The organism is Blastocatellia bacterium, from assembly GCA_035275065.1.
Taxonomy (GTDB): domain Bacteria; phylum Acidobacteriota; class Blastocatellia; order UBA7656; family UBA7656; genus DATENM01.
In genome coordinates this window covers 51389-74927 of record DATENM010000046.1, presented here as the reverse complement: position 1 = coordinate 74927, position 23539 = coordinate 51389, and the positions used below count along the sequence as shown (strand labels likewise).

18 protein-coding genes are annotated in these 23539 nt (G+C 61.2%); 11 read left to right on the top strand and 7 right to left on the bottom strand.

All coding sequences use genetic code 11. The features are described from left to right. The first annotated feature begins 50 nt into the window (after positions 1–50). Both VJ464_10295 and VJ464_10290 read left to right on the top strand, forming a co-directional pair. Positions 51–1346 carry a Gfo/Idh/MocA family oxidoreductase gene (locus VJ464_10295; protein ID HKQ05513.1) on the top strand — a complete coding sequence of 432 codons (1296 nt, stop codon included), beginning with the start codon at positions 51–53 and terminating at the stop codon, positions 1344–1346. Between the two features lie 27 nt (positions 1347–1373). Then, complete coding sequence (locus tag VJ464_10290; GenBank protein ID HKQ05512.1) at positions 1374–2291, top strand: DUF1080 domain-containing protein; 918 nt, start codon at positions 1374–1376, stop codon at positions 2289–2291. A gap of 96 nt (positions 2292–2387) precedes the next feature. Here VJ464_10290 and VJ464_10285 read toward each other — a convergent pair whose 3' ends face one another. After that, positions 2388–3269, bottom strand: a complete 882-nt coding sequence (locus VJ464_10285) for a sugar phosphate isomerase/epimerase family protein (GenBank protein ID HKQ05511.1) — start codon at positions 3267–3269, stop codon at positions 2388–2390. A gap of 189 nt (positions 3270–3458) precedes the next feature. Between VJ464_10285 and VJ464_10280 the strand changes: the two genes are divergently transcribed. Further along, positions 3459–4106, top strand: a complete 648-nt coding sequence (locus VJ464_10280; GenBank protein ID HKQ05510.1) for an NAD(P)H-binding protein — start codon at positions 3459–3461, stop codon at positions 4104–4106. Between the two features lie 238 nt (positions 4107–4344). Here VJ464_10280 and VJ464_10275 read toward each other — a convergent pair whose 3' ends face one another. From VJ464_10275 to VJ464_10265, 3 genes are all read right to left on the bottom strand, one after another. Then, a complete protein-coding gene (locus VJ464_10275) occupies positions 4345–7497 on the bottom strand; it encodes a glycoside hydrolase (GenBank protein HKQ05509.1) in 3153 nt (1050 codons plus the stop codon). A 132-nt stretch (positions 7498–7629) separates the two neighbouring features. After that, a complete protein-coding gene (locus tag VJ464_10270) occupies positions 7630–8619 on the bottom strand; it encodes a cation diffusion facilitator family transporter (GenBank protein HKQ05508.1) in 990 nt (329 codons plus the stop codon). A gap of 130 nt (positions 8620–8749) precedes the next feature. Continuing rightward, entirely contained in the window at positions 8750–10834 is a 2085-nt protein-coding gene (locus tag VJ464_10265; GenBank protein HKQ05507.1) for a PQQ-dependent dehydrogenase, methanol/ethanol family, read from the bottom strand. 466 nt (positions 10835–11300) lie between these two features. Between VJ464_10265 and VJ464_10260 the strand changes: the two genes are divergently transcribed. Both VJ464_10260 and VJ464_10255 read left to right on the top strand, forming a co-directional pair. After that, the gene (locus VJ464_10260; GenBank protein HKQ05506.1) at positions 11301–12332 is read left to right on the top strand and encodes an IPT/TIG domain-containing protein; all 1032 of its coding nucleotides are present in this window, start codon (positions 11301–11303) and stop codon (positions 12330–12332) included. 131 nt (positions 12333–12463) lie between these two features. After that, positions 12464–12937 carry a hypothetical protein gene (locus tag VJ464_10255; protein HKQ05505.1) on the top strand — a complete coding sequence of 158 codons (474 nt, stop codon included), beginning with the start codon at positions 12464–12466 and terminating at the stop codon, positions 12935–12937. A 10-nt stretch (positions 12938–12947) separates the two neighbouring features. On the opposite strand, the gene VJ464_10250 is transcribed toward VJ464_10255, so the two are convergent. From VJ464_10250 to VJ464_10240, 3 genes are all read right to left on the bottom strand, one after another. After that, the gene (locus VJ464_10250; protein ID HKQ05504.1) at positions 12948–13910 is read right to left on the bottom strand and encodes an ABC transporter permease; all 963 of its coding nucleotides are present in this window, start codon (positions 13908–13910) and stop codon (positions 12948–12950) included. A 92-nt stretch (positions 13911–14002) separates the two neighbouring features. Continuing rightward, positions 14003–15535: a sugar ABC transporter ATP-binding protein gene (locus VJ464_10245; GenBank protein HKQ05503.1), complete on the bottom strand. Its 1533-nt coding sequence runs from the start codon at positions 15533–15535 to the stop codon at positions 14003–14005. A 1-nt stretch (position 15536) separates the two neighbouring features. Further along, a complete protein-coding gene (locus tag VJ464_10240; GenBank protein HKQ05502.1) occupies positions 15537–16496 on the bottom strand; it encodes a sugar-binding protein in 960 nt (319 codons plus the stop codon). Between the two features lie 295 nt (positions 16497–16791). Here VJ464_10240 and VJ464_10235 point away from each other — a divergent pair, with 295 nt between their 5' ends. The 6 genes from VJ464_10235 (at position 16792) to VJ464_10210 (ending at position 23530) form a co-directional block, all read left to right on the top strand. Next, positions 16792–18846, top strand: coding sequence for a beta-galactosidase (locus VJ464_10235; GenBank protein HKQ05501.1), 2055 nt, complete (start codon positions 16792–16794; stop codon positions 18844–18846). Between the two features lie 100 nt (positions 18847–18946). Further along, on the top strand, positions 18947–19366 hold the full coding sequence (locus VJ464_10230; protein HKQ05500.1) for a toll/interleukin-1 receptor domain-containing protein: 420 nt from the start codon (positions 18947–18949) through the stop codon (positions 19364–19366). Continuing rightward, entirely contained in the window at positions 19359–19760 is a 402-nt protein-coding gene (locus VJ464_10225) for a toll/interleukin-1 receptor domain-containing protein (GenBank protein HKQ05499.1), read from the top strand. The genes VJ464_10230 and VJ464_10225 overlap by 8 nt, the downstream gene beginning before the upstream one ends. A gap of 119 nt (positions 19761–19879) precedes the next feature. Further along, entirely contained in the window at positions 19880–20920 is a 1041-nt protein-coding gene (gene galT, locus VJ464_10220) for a galactose-1-phosphate uridylyltransferase (GenBank protein ID HKQ05498.1), read from the top strand. Then, entirely contained in the window at positions 20920–21936 is a 1017-nt protein-coding gene (locus VJ464_10215) for an inositol monophosphatase family protein (GenBank protein ID HKQ05497.1), read from the top strand. Before galT ends, VJ464_10215 begins: the two co-directional genes overlap by 1 nt. Before the next feature lie 112 nt (positions 21937–22048). Continuing rightward, entirely contained in the window at positions 22049–23530 is a 1482-nt protein-coding gene (locus tag VJ464_10210) for a galactokinase family protein (protein HKQ05496.1), read from the top strand. Positions 23531–23539 lie beyond the last annotated feature (9 nt).

Sequence of the window (23539 nt, the reverse complement as noted above, 5' to 3'; positions counted from 1 at the left end):
GTAACGACGGCAATGATTTTCATTTGATCAAAGGTATAAAAGGAGACGGCATGAAAAAGATAAACGACACAAACCAACCTTCGCGCCGCGAGTTCTTGAAGACGACCAGCGCGGCAGCGGTGGCGACAACGCTGATGTCATGGAATAACCTGCCGGGCGCTTATGCCGCGGGCTCTGACGAAATCCGCATCGGCTTGATTGGCTGCGGCGGGCGCGGCACCGGCGCGACCGAAAACGCCATCAAGAGCGCGCCCGGCGTGCGCCTGTTCGCTATGGGTGACGCCTTCAAAGATCGCATCGACGGCAGCCGCGCGGCGCTCGCCAAATCGGTTCCCGACAACCTCGCGGTCACCGACGACCGCTGCTTCACTGGGTTAGACGCCTACGAAAAAGTCATTGCCAGTGACGCTAATTACATCATCCTGGCGACCCCACCCGGCTTTCGCCCGATTCACTTGAAGGCCGCCGTCGCCGCCGGTAAGAACATCTTCACCGAAAAGCCGGTCGCCGTTGACGGCCCCGGCATCCGCTCCGTGCTCGAAACCTATGAAGCGGCCAACGGCAAAAAACTCTGCCTCGTCGCCGGCACGCAGCGCCGTCACCAGACCGGCTACCTCGAAGCCATGAAGCAGATTCATGATGGCGCTCTCGGCGAGATCGTCGCGGCGCGCTGCTACTGGAATCAAGGCAGCCTGTGGAAGAAAGACCGCCAGGCCGGCTGGAGCGACCTGGAATGGCAATTGCGCAACTGGCTCTACTTCGCGTGGCTGTCGGGCGATCACATTGTCGAGCAGCACGTTCATAACCTCGATGTCATCAACTGGGCGATGCGCGCGCATCCCGTGCGGGCCGTCGGCATGGGCGGGCGGCAGGTGAGAACCGAACCGGCTTATGGTCACATCTTCGATCACTTCGCGATTGATTACGAGTATGAAAACGGCGCCCACCTGATGAGCATGTGCCGGCAGATCGATGGCTGTGAAAAGAATGTCTCCGAGGCGCTGGTCGGGACAAAGGGCGCGGCGACGCTGGCCACCGGCACGCGCTATCAAATCACCGGCGCGAAAGCCTGGAGCTTCCCGCGCCAGCAGGACAACGAGCCTTACGTGCAGGAACACACCGATTTGATCGCCAGCATCCGCGCCGGTCGCCAGATCAACGAGCTGAAGCAGGTCGCTGAAAGCACGCTCACCGCCATCATGGGCCGCCTGTCAAGCTACACCGGCAAGGCCGTCACCTGGGAGCAGGCGCTCAACTCGACCGAATCGCTGATGCCGGCGAAGCTCGAATGGGGGCCGCTGGCGGTGCCGCCGGTCGCCGTGCCGGGCCGCACCGAGCTGGCTTGAGGGATGAAACATCAGACAGGAGAGGCGATGAAGCTAAAGTTACTTGTGCTACTTTTCATGCTTGCCCTGGCCGTGCCGGCGGCGGCGCAAGAGAAAGCGTTTCTGGGCAAGTGGGACATCACGGCGACCGCCGCCGACGGCAGGCGCATCTACTGGCTCGAAGTCAAAAACGATGGCGGCCAGCTAACCGGGTGGTTTCTGAATCGCGGCGGCAGCGTCTTTAAACTGCCGGCCATCACCATCCAGGATGGCGAGCTGCGATTTGCGCTGCCGAATTCTAAACAAGTGTTCAGCGCCAGGGCCGAAGGCGGCAAGCTCGTCGGCAAGATCACCAGCGGCAACGAGGTCATCAACTGGGTCGGCGTGCGCCCGCCGAAGTGGGGCCGCTATGACGCCAACGCCAAACACAAGTTCGGCACGCCGGTCGAGCTATTCGATGGCAAGAGCATGGACGCCTGGGGCGTCGAGCATCAGGGCAGGCCATCGGGCTGGACGGTTCAGGATGGAGTGATGATCAATGCGCCTCACGCCAACAATCTGGTCTCGCGGCAACGCTTCAAAGACTTCAAGCTGCGCGCTGAATACAAGCTCGAAAAAGACAGCAACAGCGGCATCTACTTGCGCGGGCGTTATGAATTGCAGGTGTTGGACGATTACGGCAAAGACCCCGAAAGTCATGGCCACATGGCCATCTACAGCCGCCGCGCGCCGAGCATCAATGCCAGTCGCCCGGCTGACGAATGGCAGACCGTCGAAGCGGTTATCGTCGGCAACCGCGTCACGGTCGTCCTCAACGGTCAGACCGTGCAGGATAACGCCGTGCTTGATGGCATCACCGGCGGCGCGCTCGACAGCGACGAAGGCGCTGATGGCCCCATCATGCTGCAAGGCGATCACGGCAAAGTCTGGTTCCGCAAAGTCACCGTCACGCCGATCTTGAAGTGACCGGACGGCCCGGCGATGTTTAACCGCCAAGACGCCAAGAACGCCAAGAGAACGCACGGCTTCTTTCTTGGCGTTCTTGGCGTCTTGGCGGTTGAATTATTTCCGCGCGTTGCGTTGCGCGATCACGCCGCGAATGAATTGCAGGTTGGTGCGCATGTCGTTTTCGATGGACTTCGAGGGCGCATCGCATTCCAGTTGCGCCCAGCCGTCGTAGCCGATGTCGGCGAGCGCGTCAACGACTGCCGTAAAATCGATCTTGCCCTGACCGAGATAGTGCGGGTTGTCTTTCAGGTGGACTTCACAAATCCGCGCCCGCCCCAGCCAGCGAATCTCTTCGATGATGTTGAAGCCGCCAATCGTCGAGTTGCCGACATCGTAGTAAGTCAGCACGGCGCGTGAACGGCTGCGCTCCATGATGCGGACGTTGTCACGCGCCGAGATCGTGTCTTCGAGGCCCAAAATCACACCGGCCCGCTCTGCCGCCGGCGCGACTTCGCGCAGCGCATCGCCGACAAAATCCATCTCGGCGGCCGTCTGCAACGCGCCGCGCCCGAAAAACGGCAGCAGGATGACGCGCACGCCGAGCGTTTTAGCAATCGGGATGGCGTCGGCCACCCAGCGCTGGCCGAGCGAGTCATTCTTCAGATAGTTGACGTGCAGGATGTTCAGGCAGACCGAAGTAATCGGCAATCCGACGCGCTTTGATTCCGCGATGAAGGTTTGCTGTGTTGCCGGCTCGCTCAAGGGCAGACGATCTTTGCCCACGCCGAGACTGATCTGCACGCCGTCGAAACCGAGCTTGCGGGCGAGCGCAATCGATTCCGGCTTGGCTTCCTGTCGCAGGTTCCAGTCGGGCACTCCGACTTTGAACTTCACGCCCCTGGCTTTGCCGTAAGCCAGAAGCTGATCTTTGGCAAGTGCGGCTGATGTAAGTCCGAGCGCGCTCTGTTTGATGAATCCTCGACGTGTGATTCGCATTCGTCCTCCGTTGATGATGGATGAGAGATGAAGTCTGCGGCGCGGGCCGCCCCTTGGATATATCGAAAAGCGCGCCGCGCGGCAAGCCGTTCTGTGCGGCGGTGACAATCTGCTCGCCGGTTTTTTGCGTAAGGTCGGAGGACAATCATCAGCCGCGCCGCTGCGGCGCAGGAAAGCGAGAAATCCTGAATGACCTCTCGAAACGTTTTTATCACCGGTGGCACAGGCTATCTCGGCCAGCGCTTGATTCCTCAACTGCTCGAACGCGGCCACACGGTGCGCGCCCTCGTGCGTCAAGGCTCGCAGGCGAAACTGCCCGCCGGCTGTCAACCGATAGTCGGCGACCCGCTCAATCAAGAGAGCTTTGCCGCGCAGATTCGCCCCGCCGACACCTTCGTGCAATTGGTCGGAGTGCCGAAACCTTCACCGGCGAAGGCGGCGCAGTTCCGCGCCATCGATCTGGTCTCGATTCAGCAGAGCGTCCCGGCAGCGGTCGCCGCCGGCATCAAACACTTCGTCTATGTCAGCGTGGCGCATCCCGCGCCATTGATGAAGGCGTATATCGAGGTGCGCTCGGAAGGCGAGCGCTTGATTCGCGAGAGCGGCTTGCGGGCGACGGTGCTGCGCCCGTGGTATGTGCTTGGCCCCGACCATCGCTGGCCTTATCTGCTGGTGCCGGCTTACAAGCTGTTCGAGGCGTTGCCCGCGACGCGAGAGTCGGCCCGGCGGCTGGGGCTGGTGACGTTGCGGCAAATGATCAGCGCGCTGATTGCCGCCGTCGAGAATCCCTCGGACAATCATCACATCGTCGAAGTGCCGGAGATCAGAGAGCGGTGAACGGCAAATGCTTGCATTCGCCTGACGGTGGCACCCGCGATGATGATCTGATTACTCATCATCGCCGATGGCAATCTGGTGGATAACTTGTCGTTCGGAATCGAGGGCAAGCGCATCAAGGTCGAGCCGTTCAATTGAGCGACCGCCCCGGCCTGACTTTCATGCTCAAACCGCTGCACAACCCTGATGGCTGCTGACCGGGCTCTCTTCCGACCAGCAGCCATTTCAGCAGTCGCTCTTACCGGGGATCAACGGTGAGCGGTTTCAGCCCGGCTCGCCGCAATTGCTCGTTGAGCGTCTTCAAGTCGCCGCCTTTGATTGCCTCCCAGCGCGCCGCCAGGTCGGCGACCGCCGGTTGCAGTTGATTGACGGCGGCGGCGGCCTGTGTGGTCGGCGCTACGTCGGCGGCTTGCAGGCTTTCAAGCAGCGCCGTTAGCTCCGCCATCGCCCGCGATAGACTCATTGCGCCAGCGCCGCCGCGCCCGAACCCCGGCGCGCTGCCGGCCAGCGCCGCCGCATTCTTATCAAGCGCCGCGACGGCTTCGGCAACCGCGCCTTTCGGAGCCTGCTCGCCGAGCGACTTCAGTTGGCCGCGCAACTGCCGCGCCTGCACAAGCGCCGGGCTCAAACGCAGTAGCCCTTCGTAGCATTGCATTGAAAGATTGAATTGTTGGGCCAGCCCTTCCGCGGGTGTCATGACGCGCGGATCGATCTTGACGACGAGCGGCTGCGTGTAACTCTTGCCACCGGCGGTCAGCTTTACGGTGTAGCTGCCGGGCAAGACCGCCGGCCCCATCGGCTCGCTCGGCGTATCGCGGTAGATTGCCGAAATCGGATACGCGCGGCGCTCGGCGGGCGGCGGCGGATAGTGCAAATCCCAGACGAAGCGCTGCATCCCGGCTTCCGTGGCCAGCCGTTGCGGCGGGCGTATCCAGTAGGTCGGAATGGCCAGCTCTTTTTCTCTGACAGGCTCCGGCTGGTCATCGCTCGCAAAGCGGCGCACCAGCTTGCCATCGTGGTCGAATATCTCAAGCGTGATGGGCGTCGCCGCGTTCGCTTTCAGATAGTAATTGATGATCGCGCCGTCGGGCGGGTTCTGGCCGGCGGGCTCTTCGGGCGGCAGCGGCGTGTCTGTGTTGGTGTTGCGCTTGATGCGATACGCCACTTGCGGCGCGAAGAGGTAGGCGTCTGCCGCAGCGACCTGGGCGCTGGCCTGCCGAAGCGGCGTGATGTCGTCCAGAATCCAGAACGACCGCCCGTGCGTGCCGACGACGACATCATCGTTGTGGATGACCAGATCGCGTATCGAGCTTGCGGGCATGTTCAACCTGAGCGGCTGCCAGTCGTCGCCATCGTTGAACGATACGAAGACGGCGCGCTCGCTGCCGCAAAACAGCAAGCCGCGGCGCTCGTGATCTTCGCGCACCGTGTTGATCGGGTCATCGGGCAAGCCGCGCACAATCTCTGTCCAGCTCTTGCCGCCGTCGCGCGTGCGGTAGATGTGCGGGCGCATGTCGTCGAGCCGTATGCGGTTGACGGCGATGTAAGCCGTGTTGCTGTCGAAGTGGCTGGCGTCAATCTGCGAGACCTTGCTCCACGCCGTCAACTGCGGTGGCGTGACGTTCTGCCATGACTTGCCGCCATCGCGTGTCAGGTGTACCAGTCCATCATCCGTGCCGGCCCAGATCGTGTCGCCGTCTTTGTATGATGGGCCGAGCGCGTAGATCACGCCGCGTCGCGGCATCCGTGCAAGATCGGGCGTGCTAAAGACGCCGATGCTCGCGGGCACGTCGGGCTGTTCGCGCGAAAGATCAGGGCTGATGACTTCCCATCTCTTGCCGCCGCTGGTCGTCTTGAACAATACGTTGCCGGCAAGATAAAGCACGCGCGGGTCGGTCGGCGAAAACATGATCGGCGAGGTGCGCAGGAAGCGATACTTGCCGCTGCGCACGGCTTCGGGCGCGATGTTTTCAGTCTGCCCGGTGGTGCGATCATAACGGCTCGCCTTGCCGCCGTAGATGATGTTCGGGTTGAGCGGGTCGGGCGCGACGTAGCCATACTCTTCGACGCCTACGGGATGCCATTCACGAAAGGTAATCTGCCCGTCATTGCCACGCGAGGCGACGCCTGCCGAGCCGCTCTCCTGCTGGCCGCCATAGACCCAGTAAGGAAACTGGTTGTCGGTGATGACATGATAAAACTGCGCCGTCGGCTGGTTGTACCAACTGCTCCAGGTGCGCCCGCCGTTGACGGTGATGACTGCCCCTTGATCGCTGGCGAGCAGAATGACCTGCGAGTTATCCGGGTTGATCCAGATGGTGTGATAATCGTCGCCGCCCGGCGCGCCCTTCCACGCCGTGAAGCTGGCGCCGCCATCGGTTGATTTATAAGTCGCGACGTTGGCGACATAGACGACGTTGGCGTCCCTGGGGTCGGCTTTGACTTCCGCAAAGTCCGAGCCGCGCCCCCACAGCCGCGGGTCTTCGTTGACCCGCCGCCAACTCTCGCCCGCATCGTCCGAAGCGTAGAGGCCGCCGAACTGCGGCCCTGCATCCACGGTCGCATAGAGTCGGTTGGCGTTGCCGGGCGCGACCGAAAACCCGATGCGCCCCAGCCCTTGCTCAAAGGTCGGCAGACCTTTGGTTAATTGCCGCCAGGTCGCGCCGCCGTCGGTAGATTTGTAAAGGCCGCTCATCGGCCCCTGCCACTGGCCGTTCTCCCACGGCCCCTGCCGCGCCGACCAGAGATCGGCATAGACGGTCTGCGCATTCACGGGGTCGAACGCCAGGGCAATCGCGCCGGTGTTCTCGTCTTTGTAAAGCACCTTCTCAAACGACTGGCCGCCGTTGATCGAGCGATAGACGCCGCGCTCCTGGTTGGCTCCGTAAGGGTGGCCGAGCACGGCAACGAACAAACGATTGGCGTCCTTCGGATCAACGATGATGGCGCCGATCTGCTGGCCGTCGCGCAGGCCGAGGTGCTGCCACGTTCGCCCCGCGTCGGTTGATTTATACATGCCGTCGCCGACCGACAGGTCAGGGCGCTGCAAGCCTTCGCCGCTGCCGACATAGATGATGCTGGGGTTTGACGGCGCGACCGCCAGCGCGCCGATTGAGCCGGTCGGCTGGTCATCGAAGATCGGCTGCCAGGTGCGCCCATAATCATCCGTGCGCCAGACGCCGCCGTTATTGACGCCGATATAAAAAAGATTCGGCTGCCCCGGCACACCGACCGCGCCGACCGTGCGCCCGCCGCGATGCGGGCCGATCATGCGCCACTTCATGCCCTGATAGAGCGTTTGATCGAACGACTGCGCGAGGATCGAAGAAGGGATACAAAAGATAATCAAGAAGCAACAGGCGACAAGCCAAAGCGAGCGCACTCGGTTCACGCTTCACCTCCGGGAGATGTTTGAGAGATTACGCGCCGCCACTGGCCGGGCGCGAGGCGTATTGTAGCAGAAGCGGGGCTGAGAGCCAGGAAGCAGGAGGCAGGAGGCAGGAGGCAGTTCTTGATTTGATTTTCAGCTATTCTGCTGATGCTGATCTTTTGCAACGTCAGCCTGCCTCCTGCTTCCTGCTTCCTGCCTACTTAGCCCTTCCTTCTCCGCGGGGTCAGTATGGATGCTGACGCGCGAGCGCGGGATTTCGGCTTCGATCTCGCGCAGCACGCGCACCGATACGGCGTGCGCCTGCTCGAAGGTCAGGCGGCGCTCGACGTCGAGGTGCAGGTCAATGAACTTCAGCGAGCCCGAACGTCGCGTTCGCAGATCGTGGAAGCCAAAGACGCCTTGTCCTTGATAACGGCTGACGACGGCGGCGACTTGCTCATCGATCTCTTGCGGCAAGCGACGATCCATCAGAATGTCTACGGCTTCGCGCGCCACCGTGAACGCCGACCAGAGGATGTAGAGCGAAATCGTAATCGAGATGAGCGGGTCAACGATCTTCCAGCCGCTGAAGTAAACCACGGCGAGCGCCACCAGGGCGCTGCCGTTGGTGTAGATGTCCGACGCATAATGCACGGCGTCCGCAGCCATCGCCGGCGATTCCGTGTCGCGAGCGACTTTGCGCAAGCGCGCCACCAGCGCCAGGCTCACCCCGATGGCGATGGCCATCGTGCCGATGCCGAGCCATTCAGAAGCGATCTCGCGCGGCTCGCGGATGCGCTTGATCGCTTCGCGGATCAGGAAGAGGCCCGACGCCGTGATTACCATAGCCTGGAACAATCCGGCGAGCGATTCGGCCTTGCCGTGACCGTAGGTGTGATCTTCGTCGGCGGGCCGCGCCGCCGCGCGCACCGCGAAGAAGTTGACCACCGAGGCGAAGATGTCCATCAGCGAATCGAGCAGCGACGCCCAGACGCTGATCGAGCCGGTGAGCAAGCCGGTGATCGATTTGATGGCGATGAGGAAGGCGGCGGCGAGGATGGATAACCGCGCCGCCTGATTCTTTGCCGCCGCCTCGTCGCGGTGCGCGGCGGCAATCCGCTGTTTCGCATCAACGCCGGTCATGCTTCTAAGCTATGCGCAATGGCCGGTGACCTGCAAGCCTGTACGGTCAGTAGAAACCGCAGAGGACACAGAGGGGCGCAGAGGGCTTATCCTCTGCGCCCCTCTGTGTCCTCTGCGGTGATCTTATGGCTCATTGCTTGATGCTGAGGTCGGCGCGGCGCTTGAGGAGGTAGGCGCGAATCGCTTCGACGTCGTCCGCCGTCAGCCACTCTTTGAACGACGGCATGCCGCGCGCCAGGTTCTTGCCTTCAAGGAGAATTTCTTTGTAGTGATCAAAGACCGACGCCGCCGAATAACGCAGGTCGGGGGTCGCGCCGCCGCTGATGCCGACCAGCCCGTGACAGGAGGCGCACCACTGCGCGAACAGCCCCGCGCCGGCGGCGACTTGTTCCGGCGCGGCGGTGAATTCAATCGGCGTCACCGGCTGGAGCCGCCGGCTGAACGTGTCGGGCATCGTCTGTTTGGCGTTCAGCGCAAAGGTCAGCAACATTCCTGCGCCGTTGGCGCGCCCGCTTTCGACGCCGCCGACCAGCGCCGCCGCGCCGCCCCATCCCGCCATCACCGAGACGTACTGCACACCGTCGACTTCATAGGTCACCGGCGCGGCGATGATGCCTGTGCCAACCGTCACCTCCCAGAGCTTCTCGCCTTTGTCTGCCGAGTAAGCGACGAAGCGCCCATCCGCCGTGCCTTGAAAGACGAGGTTGCCGGCAGTCGTCAACGTGCCGCCGTTCCAGATCGTCTTGTAGGGCACGCGCCAGCGCTCTTTCTGCGCCACAGGGTCCCAGGCCAGCAGGTGGCCCGTGGGCACGACCGGCGGCACCGCTTTCAATAGCGAAAAGTCGCTGCCGGTATTCCACGAGCCGGGCCGATATTGAAACTTCTTCTCGCCGGCGTAACCAAAGAACGGGTCTTGCGCAGGGATGTAGACCAGCCCGGTCTGCGGGTTGAAAGACATCGGCTGCCAGTTGTGGCCGCCAATCGGGCCGGGCTTCACGATGGTCAAGGTGTCTTTGTAACGCGCCGCCGGGTTTTCGATAGGCCGGCCCGTCTTCTTATCAACGCCGGTCGCCCAGTTCATCGGCACATAGGCTTCGGCGGAAAGCAGCTCGCCGGTCACGCGGTCGAGGACGTAGAAGAAGCCGTTCTTCGGCGCTTGCATCAGCACCTTGCGCTTGCGCCCGCCCATGTCGAGGTCGGCAAGGATGATGTGCTGCGTCGCCGTGAAGTCCCAGTTTTCGCCCGGCGTCGTTTGATAGTGCCAGACCAGCTCGCCCGAGTCGGGCTTGAGCGCGAGGATTGAAGAGAGATAGAGATTATCGCCGCCGCCGGGGCTGCGGACATTTTGATTCCACGGCGAGCCGTTGCCGGTGCCGACGTAGAGCAGGTCGAGCTCCGGGTCGTAAGCCATCGAATCCCAGACCGTGCCGCCGCCGCCGCCTATCTTCCACCACTCGCCGTTCCAGGTCTTGGCGGCGCGCGCCATTGCTGGCGACTCGAATGGCTTCGACGGATCACCCGGCACGGTGTAGAAGCGCCATGCGAGACGGCCTGTGTCGGCATCATAAGCCGAAAGGTAACCGCGGACCCCGAACTCGGCGCCGCCGTTGCCGATCAGCACGCGGCCTTTGACGATGCGCGGCGCGCCGGTGATCGTGTAAGGCTGCGACTGGTCTACGGTGACGACCGACCAGACCGGCGTGCCGGTGGCGGCATCCAAAGCAATCAGCCGCCCGTCGAGCGCGCCGACATAGACTCGGCCCTTGTAGACGGCGACGCCGCGATTGACCACGTCGCAACAGGCGCGCTGCCCGTACGCGCCCGGCACCTTCGGGTCGTACTTCCAGAGCAACTGGCCCGTGCGCGCATCGAGCGCATAAACGATGCTCCAGCTCCCGGTCGTGTAGATGACGCCGTCAACGACGATGGGCGTCGCTTCCAACCCGCGCGTCGTCTCGGCGTCGAAGGCCCATGCGAGGCCGAGGGTTTTGACGTTCGCGGCGTTGATCTGCTGGAGCGGGCTGAAGCGCGTCTCGGCATAGTTGCGCCCGTGCGTCAGCCAATCGGCTTTCTTCTGGTCGGCGTTGCGCAACGCGGCGTCGTCTATTTTCTTGGTCGCCTGCGAGCGTTCGTTATGTTGCGCCTGCTGCGCGGGCAGCAAGAACGAGCAGCAAAGGGCAAACAGCAGGAGCGCGAGTTGAATGCGTCGCTTCATCGTCTATCACCTCTCAAGATTCTTGAACGGTTTGGACCAGGCGCCGGGCATTGTATCAATTTTGTGAGGTCGAATTAAGCGGGATGTGGGAATCTGCTTTGAAATGTTTATCCGCGAAAGTACATACACTAATAGAGTGTAAGCTGGCGGTTGAGTGTCCAGCTTCGCCGGGTGTGGAACACATTCGGAGGGCGTACGGTCGCGCGACTCGCATTGACAATCAATCCGTCCGGTACATGATCCGTGCGGCGTTTGTCGTAACCCTCACGGTATTGTGCAGTTTTTATAACTAAGACCAATTTCTGTTGATCCCGCCGCCGAAGGGTTTGGCGCATTATAACGTCACCCGGCGTTATAAAAAACTGACGATAGAGCAAATCCGGCCTGGCGTGCCTTAGGCGGAAACAGGGCTTTCATCTGGACAGAGGCCTGAGCACATTAAATCTTGGCTTAGCGAGGTAGAACGATGAGTGATAAACCACCTGACAAGGACAACAATAACGCGACCGTCACACTGCCTCCCAGTGAGGAAAGCAAGAAGGATGTCGCCCCACCGGAAGCACAGACGGACACGACCGCGACGGCTGGCCAGCCTCCCTCTGCGACGGAGAAGGTCACCGCCGAAGCCCCGGCGGATGCGAAGATAGAACTCGCGATTACGCCTCCCCCCAAGCCCGCCTGCCCGGACCCGCCTTGCCCCAAATCCCCGCAGTGGTGGCAAACCTACCTCCTCGGCTTATACCTGCTGATCGTGTTCATCCTCCTCGCCTACCTGCTGTTGAAGCTCTGGGTCAAGCGGGATGAGAACCACGAGATATTTCTCTTCTGGGGGCAGTACCACACCTACATGCAAGACGAAGTGCGGCTGCTCGGCATCGTTATGGTGGCCGGGGCGCTGGGCAGTTTCTTCCATGCCGCCAAATCCTATACTGCCTTCGTCGGCAGCCAGCGCATCTACATCTCGTGGTTCTGGTGGTACTTTCTCCGGCCCTTCTCGGGCATGGCGCTGGCGGCGATTTTTTACTTCGTGCTGCGCGGCGGGATGCTGACCGGGCAAGTGTCCAGCGATCAGATTAGCGTCTACGGCGTAGCGGCTATGGCCGGCCTTGCAGGGTTATTCTCGGATCAAGCCGCCCTGAAGCTGAACGAAGTGTTTTGCAACCTCTTTAAGACGGATGACCCGCGCAGCGACAAACTGAAGGGCGGCGATGCCGCGACGGCTGGCAATCGCAAGCCCGCAATCACCTCGATCACCCCGCCGACGGTCAAAAGCAAAACGGCTGATGCCGACGTCACCATCACCGGCACCAGCTTCGTCGAGTCCTCCACCGTCAACTTAGGCGGCAAAAAGGTGGATGCGACCTTCACCAGCTCAACGGTGCTGGTCGCGCATCTTAAAGACACCGACATCCCTAACCCCGGCTCCTTCGACCTGATCGTCAACAATCCTGAGCCGGCTGGCTCATCCAATGCCGTGAAGCTGACGGTCACCCCATGACCCGACCAAATGGGCCGACCGGCAGAGCGGCGCGCAACACGAACCCTGGTGCGGCGCGCCGCTCAGCATTGTGCGGTCGGCGGCGATGAGCTTGGGTTCGCGCGCCGGTTATGATAAACATCAGTCGATCTATGCAACGACTTGGATGGATAGCTTGCGCCCTGTGCGTATGCGTTGGCATCTCCTGGGGGCAATCTGCGGCGTTTGCGCAATCCCCAGCCCCCGCTCAGGTGTTACCGCTGATCGAGAAGTACAAAGCGCCGCCTTATCGCGCCTCCGGCTTCCTCGACCGCGAAACCTATGACTACCGCATTAAGTTTCACGAGCCGCTGCCGCCAACATTGACCGATGTGTTGATCTGCGACGTCTGGCAGCGGGTGACGATGGACTTGAAGCTGAAGCTCACTCCGAAAGACGCCTCGGAAGAGACGATCAAGCAGGCGCTGAATGTTTACCTGGCGAAGCGCTGGGATGACATCGCCGGCTATCGGCCCTGGACACACTGGAACTTTGTGCGCGGGCTGAAGCCGCCCGAGCGCGAGCGGCTGGCCAGAGAGATCGTCGAATACATCGCCAAAAACGGCGTCCGCGACGTCGACAAATGATCGCCACGGCTCAAGCGCGCACGGCGCGGCTGCGGGCGGCGCGGCGCTTGAGGATTTGATCGGCGACGACGCCCAGCAGGATCACTGCGCCCATCACCGCAAAGTTCAACGAGCTGGGGATGCCGAGCAGGTTCACCAGGTTTTGCAAGACTTGTAACAAGGTCGCGCCGATCAAGATGCCGATGATCGAGCCTTCGCCGCCGCGCAAGCTGCAACCGCCCAGCACTGCCGCCGCGATGCCATACAGCTCATAAAAATTGCCGTGCGACGACGGCGACACCGAGTTCGTATAAAACGCAATCAGCACGCCCGACACCCCCGCAAGCCCGCCCGACAAAATGTAGGCGCTGGCGATCACCCGCCGCGAGTTGATGCCCGAATAGCGCGCCGCTTCTTCGTTGCGCCCGACCGCATACAAATAGCGGCCATAGATCGAGCGGTGCAGGATCACCCACATAATGGCGCTGATGATGAGCAGCAAGATGAACGGCATCGGGATGCCGAAGAGACTGCCCGACGCCAGCGTGCGCAAGGTCTCGAATCCGCTCTCCTCGCCGCCAAAGCCCTTGGTTTCGTCGTGAGCGATAAAGCGCGCCGCGCCGCGATAAAACAACAGCCCGCACAGCGTCACGATGAAGGGCTGGATGTTGATTTTGGTAATCAAGAACCCGTGCAGCGCGCCGAGCAACATCGCAAGCAGGATCACGGCCAGCACGGCCAGCGCCGACGGCCAGTGCCATTCCATCAACATCTGCGAGAGCAGGACGCCTAACAGCGCAAAGACCGAGCCCACCGACAGATCGATGCCGCCGGTGATAATCACCATGCCGATGCCGATGCTGAAGATGCCATAGATGCCGACCAGCCGCGCCATGTTTTGCAGGTTAGCGCCGCCCAGAAAGCGCGGGTTGATGGCCGCCACGACGACGCACAGGATGATTAGCAGGATGAAGATGCCAAGCTCTTTTTTCATCGCGATTCTTATTCAGTATTCGTTCACCGCAGAGGGCGCGGAGGAACGCAGAGGATATTCTCCGCGACCCTCTGCGCCCTCTGCGGTCAAACTCAAAGCGAACTCAGTTGATGTTCACCCGCAGAGCCGGTCTTGCCGACGGCCAGGCGCATGATGGCTTCTTCGCTGCACGCCTCGCGTTCGAGGATGCCGGTCAGGCGGCCCTCGTGCATGACGGCGACGCGGTCGCTGACGCCGAGCACCTCTTCCATGTCGCTGCTGATCATGATGATGGCGACGCCTTCGCGCGCTAGCTGACGCATCAGCGCATAAATCTCGGCTTTCGCGCCGACATCGATGCCGCGTGTCGGCTCGTCAAAGATCAGCACGCGCGGTTGCAGCGACAGCCATTTCGCCAGCACGACTTTCTGTTGATTGCCGCCGCTCAGGTTGCCGACGCGCTCTTCGACGCTCGGCGCTTTGACATTCAGCCGCTTACTCATCTCTGCCGCCCGGTCGCGCTCGCGGTCGCGCTGAATCAGCCCGCCCGAGGCGTAACGCGCCAGCGCCGGCATGGTGATGTTTTCGCGAATCGTCATGTCGATCACCAATCCCGAATTGCGGCGGTCTTCGGGGATCAGGTAGATGCCGTGGCGGATGGCGTCTTCAGCCGAGCGGATGACGAGCGGCTTGCCGTCGAGCCGCAGCGCGCCGCCCGCCGCCGGGTCTGTGCCAAAGACGGCCTGCGCCACTTCCGAGCGGCCCGCGCCGACCAGCCCGGCCATGCCGAGGATTTCGCCCTTCGCCACCTCAAGCGACACCGGCGAATCCGGGTAACGCGCCGTCCGCAGGTTGTCGATGGCGAAATAGCCCGGCTGTTTTTCGGCGTCCGAATGGACGTAAAACGTATTCAGCTCGCGCCCGACCATCAGCCGCACCATCTGGTCGTGATGAATCTCTTCGCGCCCGAGCCGTCCGGCGTTCTGGCCATCGCGCAGCGCCACGACGCGGTCGGCAACCTCTTCGATCTCGCCGAGGCGGTGCGAGATGTAGATCATGCTGACGCCCTGAGCGCGCAGCTCCTTGACGACGGCGAGCAGCCGCCCGGTCTCGGTCAAGGTCAGGCTCGACGTCGGCTCGTCCATGATCAGGATGCGGGCATTTTGCGACAACGCCTTGGCGATCTCGACCAGTTGCTTCTGCGCAATCGACAGCTTGTCGAGCGGCGTCCGCGGCGTAACGTTGAGGCCCAGGCGCTCGATATAGACTTGCGCCTCGCGCTCCATGCGCCGCCGATCAATCAAGCGCAGCGGCCCGCCGCGCACCGGCTCGCGGCCCATGAAGATGTTGCTCGCGACATCCAGGTTATCCAGAACGTTCAGCTCTTGATGGATGAAGCCGATGCCTAAGCGAATGGCGTCACTCACCGAATGGATCACCACCGGCTGACCATTGATGCGCAGGTGGCCTGCGTCCGGCTGATAGACGCCGCCGATGATCTTCATCAGCGTTGACTTGCCGGCGCCGTTCTCGCCGATCAGGGCGACGACTTCCGCCGCGTAGACATCCAGGTCCACGGCGTTGAGCGCGACGACGCCGGGGAAGCGCTTGGTGACGCCGCGCATTTCCAGCACTGCGTCTGCCATCTCAGGAACGACCTCGCAGCTTGTTGATCTGCTCGATGAAGGCGTCGACGTCGGCCTGCTTGATGGCCTTGGTCGGGATGAAGACCTGTTTGCTTGCGGGCACCCCTGACTTGTCGCCGTGCAGCACTGCCGCCATCAGCTTGATTGACTGATAGCCGAACTCGTAAGGCTGCTGGACGACCGTGGCATAGATGCCGCCCGACTTGATGCCGGCGAGCGTGTCGTCGGCTTCGTCAAAGCAGACGATTTTGACCTGGCCGAGCTTGCCGGCGCTTTTGACCGCGTTAAAGATGGCCGGGCCGTTGTATTCCCAGAGGCCGACCAGTCCGGCGATGTCTGCATACTTGACCAACGTATCGTCAACGTTGGCCCTGGCGCGCACCAGGTCTGTCTCGTCCGTGCGCAGATCGATGATCTCGACCTTCGAGCCTTGCAGCGCTTCTTTCAGGCCGGCGAAACGCTCTTTGGCGTTCTGCGCGTCGCTCTTGCCGACGAAGACCATGATCTTGCCGCCGTTGGGCAGCGCCTCTTTGACCAGTTGGCCGGCTTGCACTCCGGCGGCATGGTTGTCTGTGCCGAGATAGCAGGCGCGGTTGCTTTGCGGCGCGTCGCTGTCCTGTGTGAAGACCAGCGCTTGCTTGGCGATGTCGTTGAGCAGTTGCGTCTGGTTGGCCGGGTCAACCGGCGAGATGGCGATGCCGTCTATGCCTTTGGCGAGCAGATCGTCAATGATACGCTTCTGCTCGGCGGCGGTGCCTTCGCCGGGAATCTTGAATTCAACGTCTACATCTTCTAGCTCCTGGTCGGCCTTCTCGCAGCCGCGCTTGGCAATCGTCCAGAAGTTCGCCGCGTTGTTGGTGACAAAGGCGAGCTTCTTCTTTTTGCTGGCGGTCGAGCAGCCGAACAGCAAGAGCGCGACGAGCAGGCAGGCAAACAGTCTGGTGTAAGAGGCGAGTTTCATGCTTTCCCCCGTGGTTTGATATCACTGCGGATTTCATGCGTGATGCGGGATAATTTATCGCGAATCCGTCGCCGATTGTCAAATCAAGCGGTCGGCAAACGATGGCCATTCAGGTCTGCGGCGAGCGGATGATGCTTTAACACAGAGACACAGAGGCGCGGAGGCACGGAGGAAGCACGGAGAGAACTCTGTGCCTCCGTGTCTCCGTGTCTCTGTGTTTGATTCGTCTTAATTCGTCTTGACTTTAGTCGCCTTGGTTTTTTATACCGAGTAGACCGAATCACACGGGAGGCTTATGAAAAGGACACTCGCTTTGGTCATCATCGTTCTGCTGGCTGCGCTCATCGTTCCGCCGGTGCGCGCCGCCGAGCGCTATCAGACGTTTCTCTTCGGCGCCGCCTACTACCCGGAGCACTGGCCCGAAAGTTATTGGGAGCAGGACGCCACGCGCATGCAGGAATGCGGCGTCAACGTCGTGCGCATGGCCGAGTTCGCCTGGGCCGTCATGGAACCTCGGAAAGGCACCTATGACTTTTCACTGTTCGACAAAGCCATCGCCGTGCTGGCCCGTCACGGCATCAAGACGATCATCGGCACGCCGACGGCAACGCCGCCGAAATGGCTGACCGCGGAGTACCCCGAAGTCCTGCACGTCAACGCCGACGGGCGGCCCGCCGACGATCAATCGCGCCGCCACATCTGCTACAACAGCGCGGTCTATCGCGACTACACGCGCCGCATCGTCGAAGCGATGGTCCAGCATTTCAAAGACAACCCCAACATTATCGGCTGGCAGATCGATAACGAGCTCAACTGCGAAAACCACGAATGCTATAGCGAGCCATGCGCCGTCGCCTTTCGCGCATGGCTGAAGCAGAAGTACGGCACGCTCAATGCGCTCAATGAGCGCTGGGGCACGCGCGTCTGGAGCCAGTGGTATACCGACTGGCAGCAGATCAAGCTGCCGCGCCAGACCATGTCGTTTCACAACCCCGGCCTGATGCTCGACTTCAAGCGCTTCGGCTCGGATTCGGCGGACTCGTACAAGTCGCTGCAAGTCGCGCTCATCCGCCGCCAGCTGCCCCAGGCGTTCATCACCACCAACGGCGTCTTCAAGGGGATCGATTATTATCAGTTCGCCCGCGACCTCGACCTCTATTCGTATGACAGCTACCCGACCTTTTCCGATGTGCCGCAGTATGGCAACGGCGCGAGCTACACGGCGACGCGCGGCTTCAATGGCCGCTGGATGATCATGGAGCAGCAGACGGGGCCGGGCGGGCAGACTTACTTGCTGCGCAGCCCGCGACCGGGCGAGATGAACCTCTGGGCGTGGCAAGCCATCGCTCATGGCGCGGACGGCATGTTGCACTTCCGCTGGCGCACCGCCCGGCGCGGCGCTGAAGAGTACTGGTCGGGCGTGCTGGAGCACGATAACATCCCGCGCGCCCGCTACCAGGAGTTCAAGAAAGAAGGCGCAGAGATCAACAAAGTTGGCAAAGCGATTCTCGGCTCGCAGATCGTTTCCGACATCGCGGTCATCAAAGATTTCGAGGCCGAGTGGGTCTTCGACCATCAGTACTTCACCCACGAAGTGAACGTTGCGGCGTCGGTCGGCTGCTTCTTTCAAGCGGCGTCAGAGATGAAGTACAACATCGATTTCATCCCGCCGGCGGCGGACTTCAGCAAATACAAAATCATCTTCGGCCCGCAACTGGTGTTGATGGACGACGCGCTAGCCGCAAAGATCAAACGCTTTGTCGAACAGGGCGGCACCTTTGTGATGTCGGCGCACAGCGCCGTCAAAGACCGCGACAACGCGATGACCGAACGTATCGTGCCGATCCTGCTCGACGATCTGTTCGGCGTCGAGCGCGACGAGTTCAACTGTTACCAGCCGCCGTCACGCGGCAAGAACGATTTGAGCTTTGAAGACGGCGCAATGGTGCCGGTCAACGTCTTTGCCGACGTACTGCAACCGAAGAGCGCGCAGGTGATTGCCACCTGGAATCGCGATTACCTGAAAGGCCGGGTGGCGGCGACCGAAAAGCGCGTCGGTCGCGGCAAGGCGGTTTATTACGGCTCGTTCTTCAACACCGACGCGGCGCGTTACCTGCTGAAGCGTTACGCTGCCGAGCAGAACTTGCGGCCTCTGTTCACCGGCTTACCGAAAGAGGTCGAAGTCACACGCCGCACGAAAGACGGCGTGAGCTACACCTTCATCCTGAATCATGCGAGCGAGCCGGTGACGCTGAACATCGGCGCGGGATATTACGACCTGCTTGCAGACCGAGCGTCGCCCGCGACCGTGACGCTGAAGGCGTTCGAGTATAGAGTGTTAAGGAAGTGAGTTGCCCACCCTGACTTGTTTCATGGGGATACATTGATGCCGTACCAATGGCATCTGAATTTGCATATGAAATGTATCCCCATGATATGATGAGGCGCGTATGGGCAAGCGAGGGGTCAAAGTCTTTATCTCACATGGCAAGCAGGACGCATGGCTCGCCGGACAGATTGCTCGACGGATACAGGACTGTGGAGCCTCTACTTTCTTGGATGAGACAGACATTCCTAAAGGAGCTAACTTTAAGGAGATTATTCACAGCGAAATCACTCAGTGCCAAGAAGTCGTTGCGCTGTTTACTCCCTGGTCTGCGCAACGATTCTGGGTATGGGCTGAAGTGGGTGCCGCTTGGGGACAAGGTAAGCGCATTATAGCTGTTCTATATGGGCTGACTGTTTCAAAATTGGAGAAGATGGGTGGCAGTAAAGGCGTGTTCGAGGATATAAATATACTTGATATAAATGGTTTCGATAAATATCTGGACGAACTTGCCAAACGAATAATGGAGAATGAAAATGCGTAGAATTTTTATTTCATATAGTAACAAAGACACCGCATTTGTCGCTCAACTAGAGAGGATGTTCCGCCAGATCGACGTTACCGGGTTTCTGGACCAAAGCGACATGGCTGCCGGGGCGCCGATTTCCAGTCAGATACGTGAAGCCATCAGAAGCGCTAGTGCCGTACTTGTTCTTCTTTCAGAGGACGCTGTTAGAAGCAATTGGGTTCCTTTTGAAATAGGGTTAGCTCAATCTTTGGGAAAACCGATCATTCCAGTCCTTCTCCCGACATCTGAGCTTAACAAATCTATTCTGGATTTGGTCAAAGATTATCAGGTTATAGACGCTCGTAATAAGCCGATTCCAGAAATCGTCAAAGAAATCGATTCTGCTTTAGAACTGCAAGAGGCTCGGTAACCTTTTCAATTCAGAATATTCTCATAACGATGAAAACGCCTCATTCCTACTCACTCCTACTATAAGATAATCGTTTGATGTGCGGTTTCATCAAATGGCAAATTTCAGGAGGCGAGTCAGTGGTCTGGGAAGAACGATGGCATCCGCTGCGCGAGGAATGGGTGATCGTCGCGGCGCACCGGCAGAACCGCCCGTGGATTGGCGAAACCGTCACTCACGAAGACGAGTCGTTGCCGGAATACCTCAGTGATTGCTATCTCTGCCCCGGCAACCGGCGGGTGAGCGGCGCGGTTAATCCCGCTTACGAACAGACGTTCGTGTTTGACAACGACCATCCGTGCGTCGGCCCTGCCGCGCCGGCTGAAGGCCCGCCGCCCGCGGGCATCTATCGCCGCCGCCCGGCGCACGGCATCGCCCGCGTCGTCTGTTACAGCCCCCGACACAACCTGACGCTCGCGGAGCTTGCGCCGGCAGAGATTGAAACGCTGCTCACGGTCTGGCAAGAACAATATGTTGACCTCGGCAGCCGCCCGGGCGTCGATCACGTCCTCGTCTTCGAGAACAAAGGCGAAGTCGTCGGCGTTTCGAATCCGCACCCGCATTGCCAAATTTACGCCACCAACTTTGTCTTCAAAACCATCGAGACCGAGGCGCGCGCCAGCCGCCGTCACTTCGCAGAAACGGGCCGCGCTCTCTTTCAAGACATCCTCAGAGCCGAACACGAGGATGGCCGCCGCATCATCTACGAAAACGACTCGGCCATCGTCTTTATGCCCTACTTTGCGCGCTACGCTTACGAAGTCTTCGTCGCGCCCAAACAGACGCATCCGAGTCTCGCGGCGTTATCAAACGATGAGCGGCGCGACTTTGCCGAAGCATTGAAGCGGGCGCTGGTGAAATTCGACAACCTCTGGCAGATGCCGTTCCCTTACGTGATGCCGCTACATCAAGCGCCCACGGATGGCGGCGATTACCCGGGCTTTCATTTTCACATCGAATTCCACCCGCCGCTGCGCAAGCCGAATCTGTTGAAGTACCTGGCCGGCCCCGAAATCGGCGGCGGCAATTTTCTGAGCGACACCGCGCCCGAAGAGAAAGCCGCCGAGCTGCGCGCCCAGCCCGATACTCATTACAAGCAAGCGGCAAGGGAGAGTTTGTAATGAATGGCGCAAAGGCGCTGCTGGAGCCGATTCTGCGCCTGCATGCGCGCATCCGTGACGAAGTGGTCGCGGCGACCGAGCGCGCCGCCGTCGAAGACCTCGCTCGCATTGACCGCGACGACGAAGGCGACACGATCTATGCGGTTGATCGCGTCAGCGAAGAGTTGCTGATCGACTTCGTTGAGACAGAGATTGCCACACGCTCGCCGGTCGTGCTGATCGCCGAAGGCTTGCACGGCGGCAAACTGATCTTGCCGCGCGACGCCGACGAAGCCGATGCCGTGTGGCGCATCATCGTTGACCCGATAGACGGCACGCGCGGCCTGATGTATCAGAAGCGCAGCGCCTGGATACTGACCGGCGTGGCCGCGAATCGCGGCGCGCAGACAGGTCTCACAGACATCGAGCTGGCCGTACAGACAGAGATTCCGCTCATCAAGCAACACCTGAGCGACACGCTGTGGGCGGTGCGCGATGAGGGGGCGCAGGGCGAGCGATTCAATCGTCTGAGCGGCGAGCGCTGGCAACTGACCTTGCAGCCGTCGCGGGCGCGCAGCATCGCGCACGGCTTCGCGATGGTGGCGCGTTTCTTTCCCGGCGCGCGCGAAGAGCTGGCGGCGATTGACGAAGAGATCGTGCGCGGCGCGCTCGGCCCGCCGCTCCACGGCAAGGCGCATTGCTTCGAAGATCAATACATCTCTACGGGCGGCCAGCTTTACGAATTGATGGCCGGCCATGACCGCTTCGTCGCCGACCTGCGTCCGCTGATGGAGCGTGTGCTTGAAAGGCGCGGCCAATCTTTAGGCATCTGCTGCCACCCGTATGACCTCTGCGCCGAGCTGATCGCCCGCGAGCTTGGCGTCATCATCACAGACGCGCACGGTCAGCCGCTCAATGCGCCGCTTAACGTTGAAGCAGACGTGGCATGGGTCGGCTACGCGAACGCCGCGATTCGCGCGCAGATCGAGCCGCTGCTCAAGCGCGCGCTCAATGATCGCGGGCTACTCGATGGCTAATGCCTTTTAACCGCCAAGACGCCAAGCGCGCCAAGGGACAGTCATCTTCCCTTGTTGCGCTTGGCGCGCTTGGCGTCTTGGCGGTTTATTATCGTAGCTGAATAAAGAGCCAATGTTACAGATCACACATGGCGCAACCCGGGGGCTGACGGACGTCGAGCGGTTCATCGAAATGCTCAACCGGCTCGATCAGAGCGACGTCGCGGCGGCAAGCTCGCTGTTCGATGGCGACGGCGAGGTCATCGTCACGCGGGCGCCGGGACGGCTCGATGTGATGGGCGGCATCGCCGATTATTCCGGCTCGCTGGTCTTGCAGTTGCCGATCCGCGAAGCCGCCCTCGTCGCCCTGCAACCCGTCGCCGAGCGCACTCTGCGCATCGTCAGCTTCGGCGCGGAAGCGAATCAGCGCGCCGCGTCGTTTACGATGCCGCTCGCGTATTTCGAGCGTGCCGGTGAGCCGTTGGATTACGCGGCGGCCCGCGCCTACTTCGAACGCGACCCGCAGACGCGCTGGGCGGCTTACGCGGCGGGCGCGTTTCTCGTCTTGATGCGGGAATGTAATATTCGTTTCAATCAGGGCGCGCGATTGCTGATCGATTCAAGCGTGCCGGAAGGCAAAGGCGTCAGCTCGTCGGCGGCCATCGAAGTCGCCGTGATGCAGGCCGTCAGCGCCGCTTTCAACATCCAGATCGATGCCCGCGAAACCGCCCTGCTGTGCCAGAAAGTCGAAAACTTCGTGGTCGGCGCGCCCTGCGGCGTGATGGATCAAATGACCGCGAGTTGCGGAGAAGCCGGCCGCCTGCTGGCGTTGCTCTGCCAGCCTGCCGAGTTGCAGGGAACCGTCGCCATCCCCGATGAGCTGGCCGTCTGGGGCATCGATTCGGGCATTCGCCATTCGGTGTCGGGCGCGGATTACGGCTCGGTGCGCGTCGGCGCGTTTATGGGCTATCGCATGATTGCCGAGATGGCCGGCCTCGCGGTCGAAGCCGCCGGCGACGGCGGACGCCTCAAGTTCACTGATCCGCGCTGGCAGGGTTATGTGGCGAATGTTACGCCGTCGGAATTCGCGCAGTACTACGCGGCGCGTTTGCCTGAGCGGATCGCGGGGGGCGAATTCCTGGCGCGCTTCACCGGCACGACCGATGCGGCGACGCGGGTTGAGCCCGGACGGAGCTACGCGGTGCGCCAGCCGACGGCGCATCCTGTCTACGAGCATTTCCGCGTCCGCGCCTTTGCCGAGCTGCTAGCGCAGTCGCCGAGCGGGCGCGGCTGTCAGTTGCTCGGCGAGTTGATGTACCAGTCGCACGCCAGCTATTCGGCCTGCGGGCTCGGCTCTGAAGGAACCGACTTGCTGGTGAATCTGGTGCGCCAGGCCGGCATGGCCCGCGGCCTGTATGGCGCGAAGATCACCGGCGGTGGCAGCGGCGGCACGGTCGCCGTCCTCGGGCGAAAGCATGCGCAAGCGACCGTAATGAATATCGCGGAACGTTATGCCAGCGAAACGGGCCGCGCGCCGCAAGTCTTTTCCGGCTCGTCGCCGGGAGCCGCCGCCTTTGGCCACCTACGGCTCAGAAGAGTGGTGAGTGATGAGTGATGAGTGAAG

Excerpts from the sequence above, each read along its gene's own strand:
- VJ464_10230 (HKQ05500.1), top strand. The coding sequence starts at position 18,947 with ATGGGCAAGCGAGGGGTCAAAGTCTTTATCTCACATGGCAAGCAGGAC.
- VJ464_10265 (HKQ05507.1), bottom strand. The coding sequence starts at position 10,834 with ATGAAGCGACGCATTCAACTCGCGCTCCTGCTGTTTGCCCTTTGCTGC.
- VJ464_10270 (HKQ05508.1), bottom strand. The coding sequence starts at position 8,619 with ATGACCGGCGTTGATGCGAAACAGCGGATTGCCGCCGCGCACCGCGAC.
- VJ464_10210 (HKQ05496.1), top strand. The coding sequence starts at position 22,049 with ATGTTACAGATCACACATGGCGCAACCCGGGGGCTGACGGACGTCGAG.
- VJ464_10215 (HKQ05497.1), top strand. The coding sequence starts at position 20,920 with ATGAATGGCGCAAAGGCGCTGCTGGAGCCGATTCTGCGCCTGCATGCG.
- VJ464_10295 (HKQ05513.1), top strand. The coding sequence starts at position 51 with ATGAAAAAGATAAACGACACAAACCAACCTTCGCGCCGCGAGTTCTTG.
- VJ464_10285 (HKQ05511.1), bottom strand. The coding sequence starts at position 3,269 with ATGCGAATCACACGTCGAGGATTCATCAAACAGAGCGCGCTCGGACTT.
- VJ464_10250 (HKQ05504.1), bottom strand. The coding sequence starts at position 13,910 with ATGAAAAAAGAGCTTGGCATCTTCATCCTGCTAATCATCCTGTGCGTC.
- VJ464_10280 (HKQ05510.1), top strand. The coding sequence starts at position 3,459 with ATGACCTCTCGAAACGTTTTTATCACCGGTGGCACAGGCTATCTCGGC.
- VJ464_10290 (HKQ05512.1), top strand. The coding sequence starts at position 1,374 with ATGAAGCTAAAGTTACTTGTGCTACTTTTCATGCTTGCCCTGGCCGTG.
- VJ464_10235 (HKQ05501.1), top strand. The coding sequence starts at position 16,792 with ATGAAAAGGACACTCGCTTTGGTCATCATCGTTCTGCTGGCTGCGCTC.
- VJ464_10260 (HKQ05506.1), top strand. The coding sequence starts at position 11,301 with ATGAGTGATAAACCACCTGACAAGGACAACAATAACGCGACCGTCACA.
- VJ464_10225 (HKQ05499.1), top strand. The coding sequence starts at position 19,359 with ATGCGTAGAATTTTTATTTCATATAGTAACAAAGACACCGCATTTGTC.
- VJ464_10245 (HKQ05503.1), bottom strand. The coding sequence starts at position 15,535 with ATGGCAGACGCAGTGCTGGAAATGCGCGGCGTCACCAAGCGCTTCCCC.
- VJ464_10240 (HKQ05502.1), bottom strand. The coding sequence starts at position 16,496 with ATGAAACTCGCCTCTTACACCAGACTGTTTGCCTGCCTGCTCGTCGCG.
- VJ464_10255 (HKQ05505.1), top strand. The coding sequence starts at position 12,464 with ATGCAACGACTTGGATGGATAGCTTGCGCCCTGTGCGTATGCGTTGGC.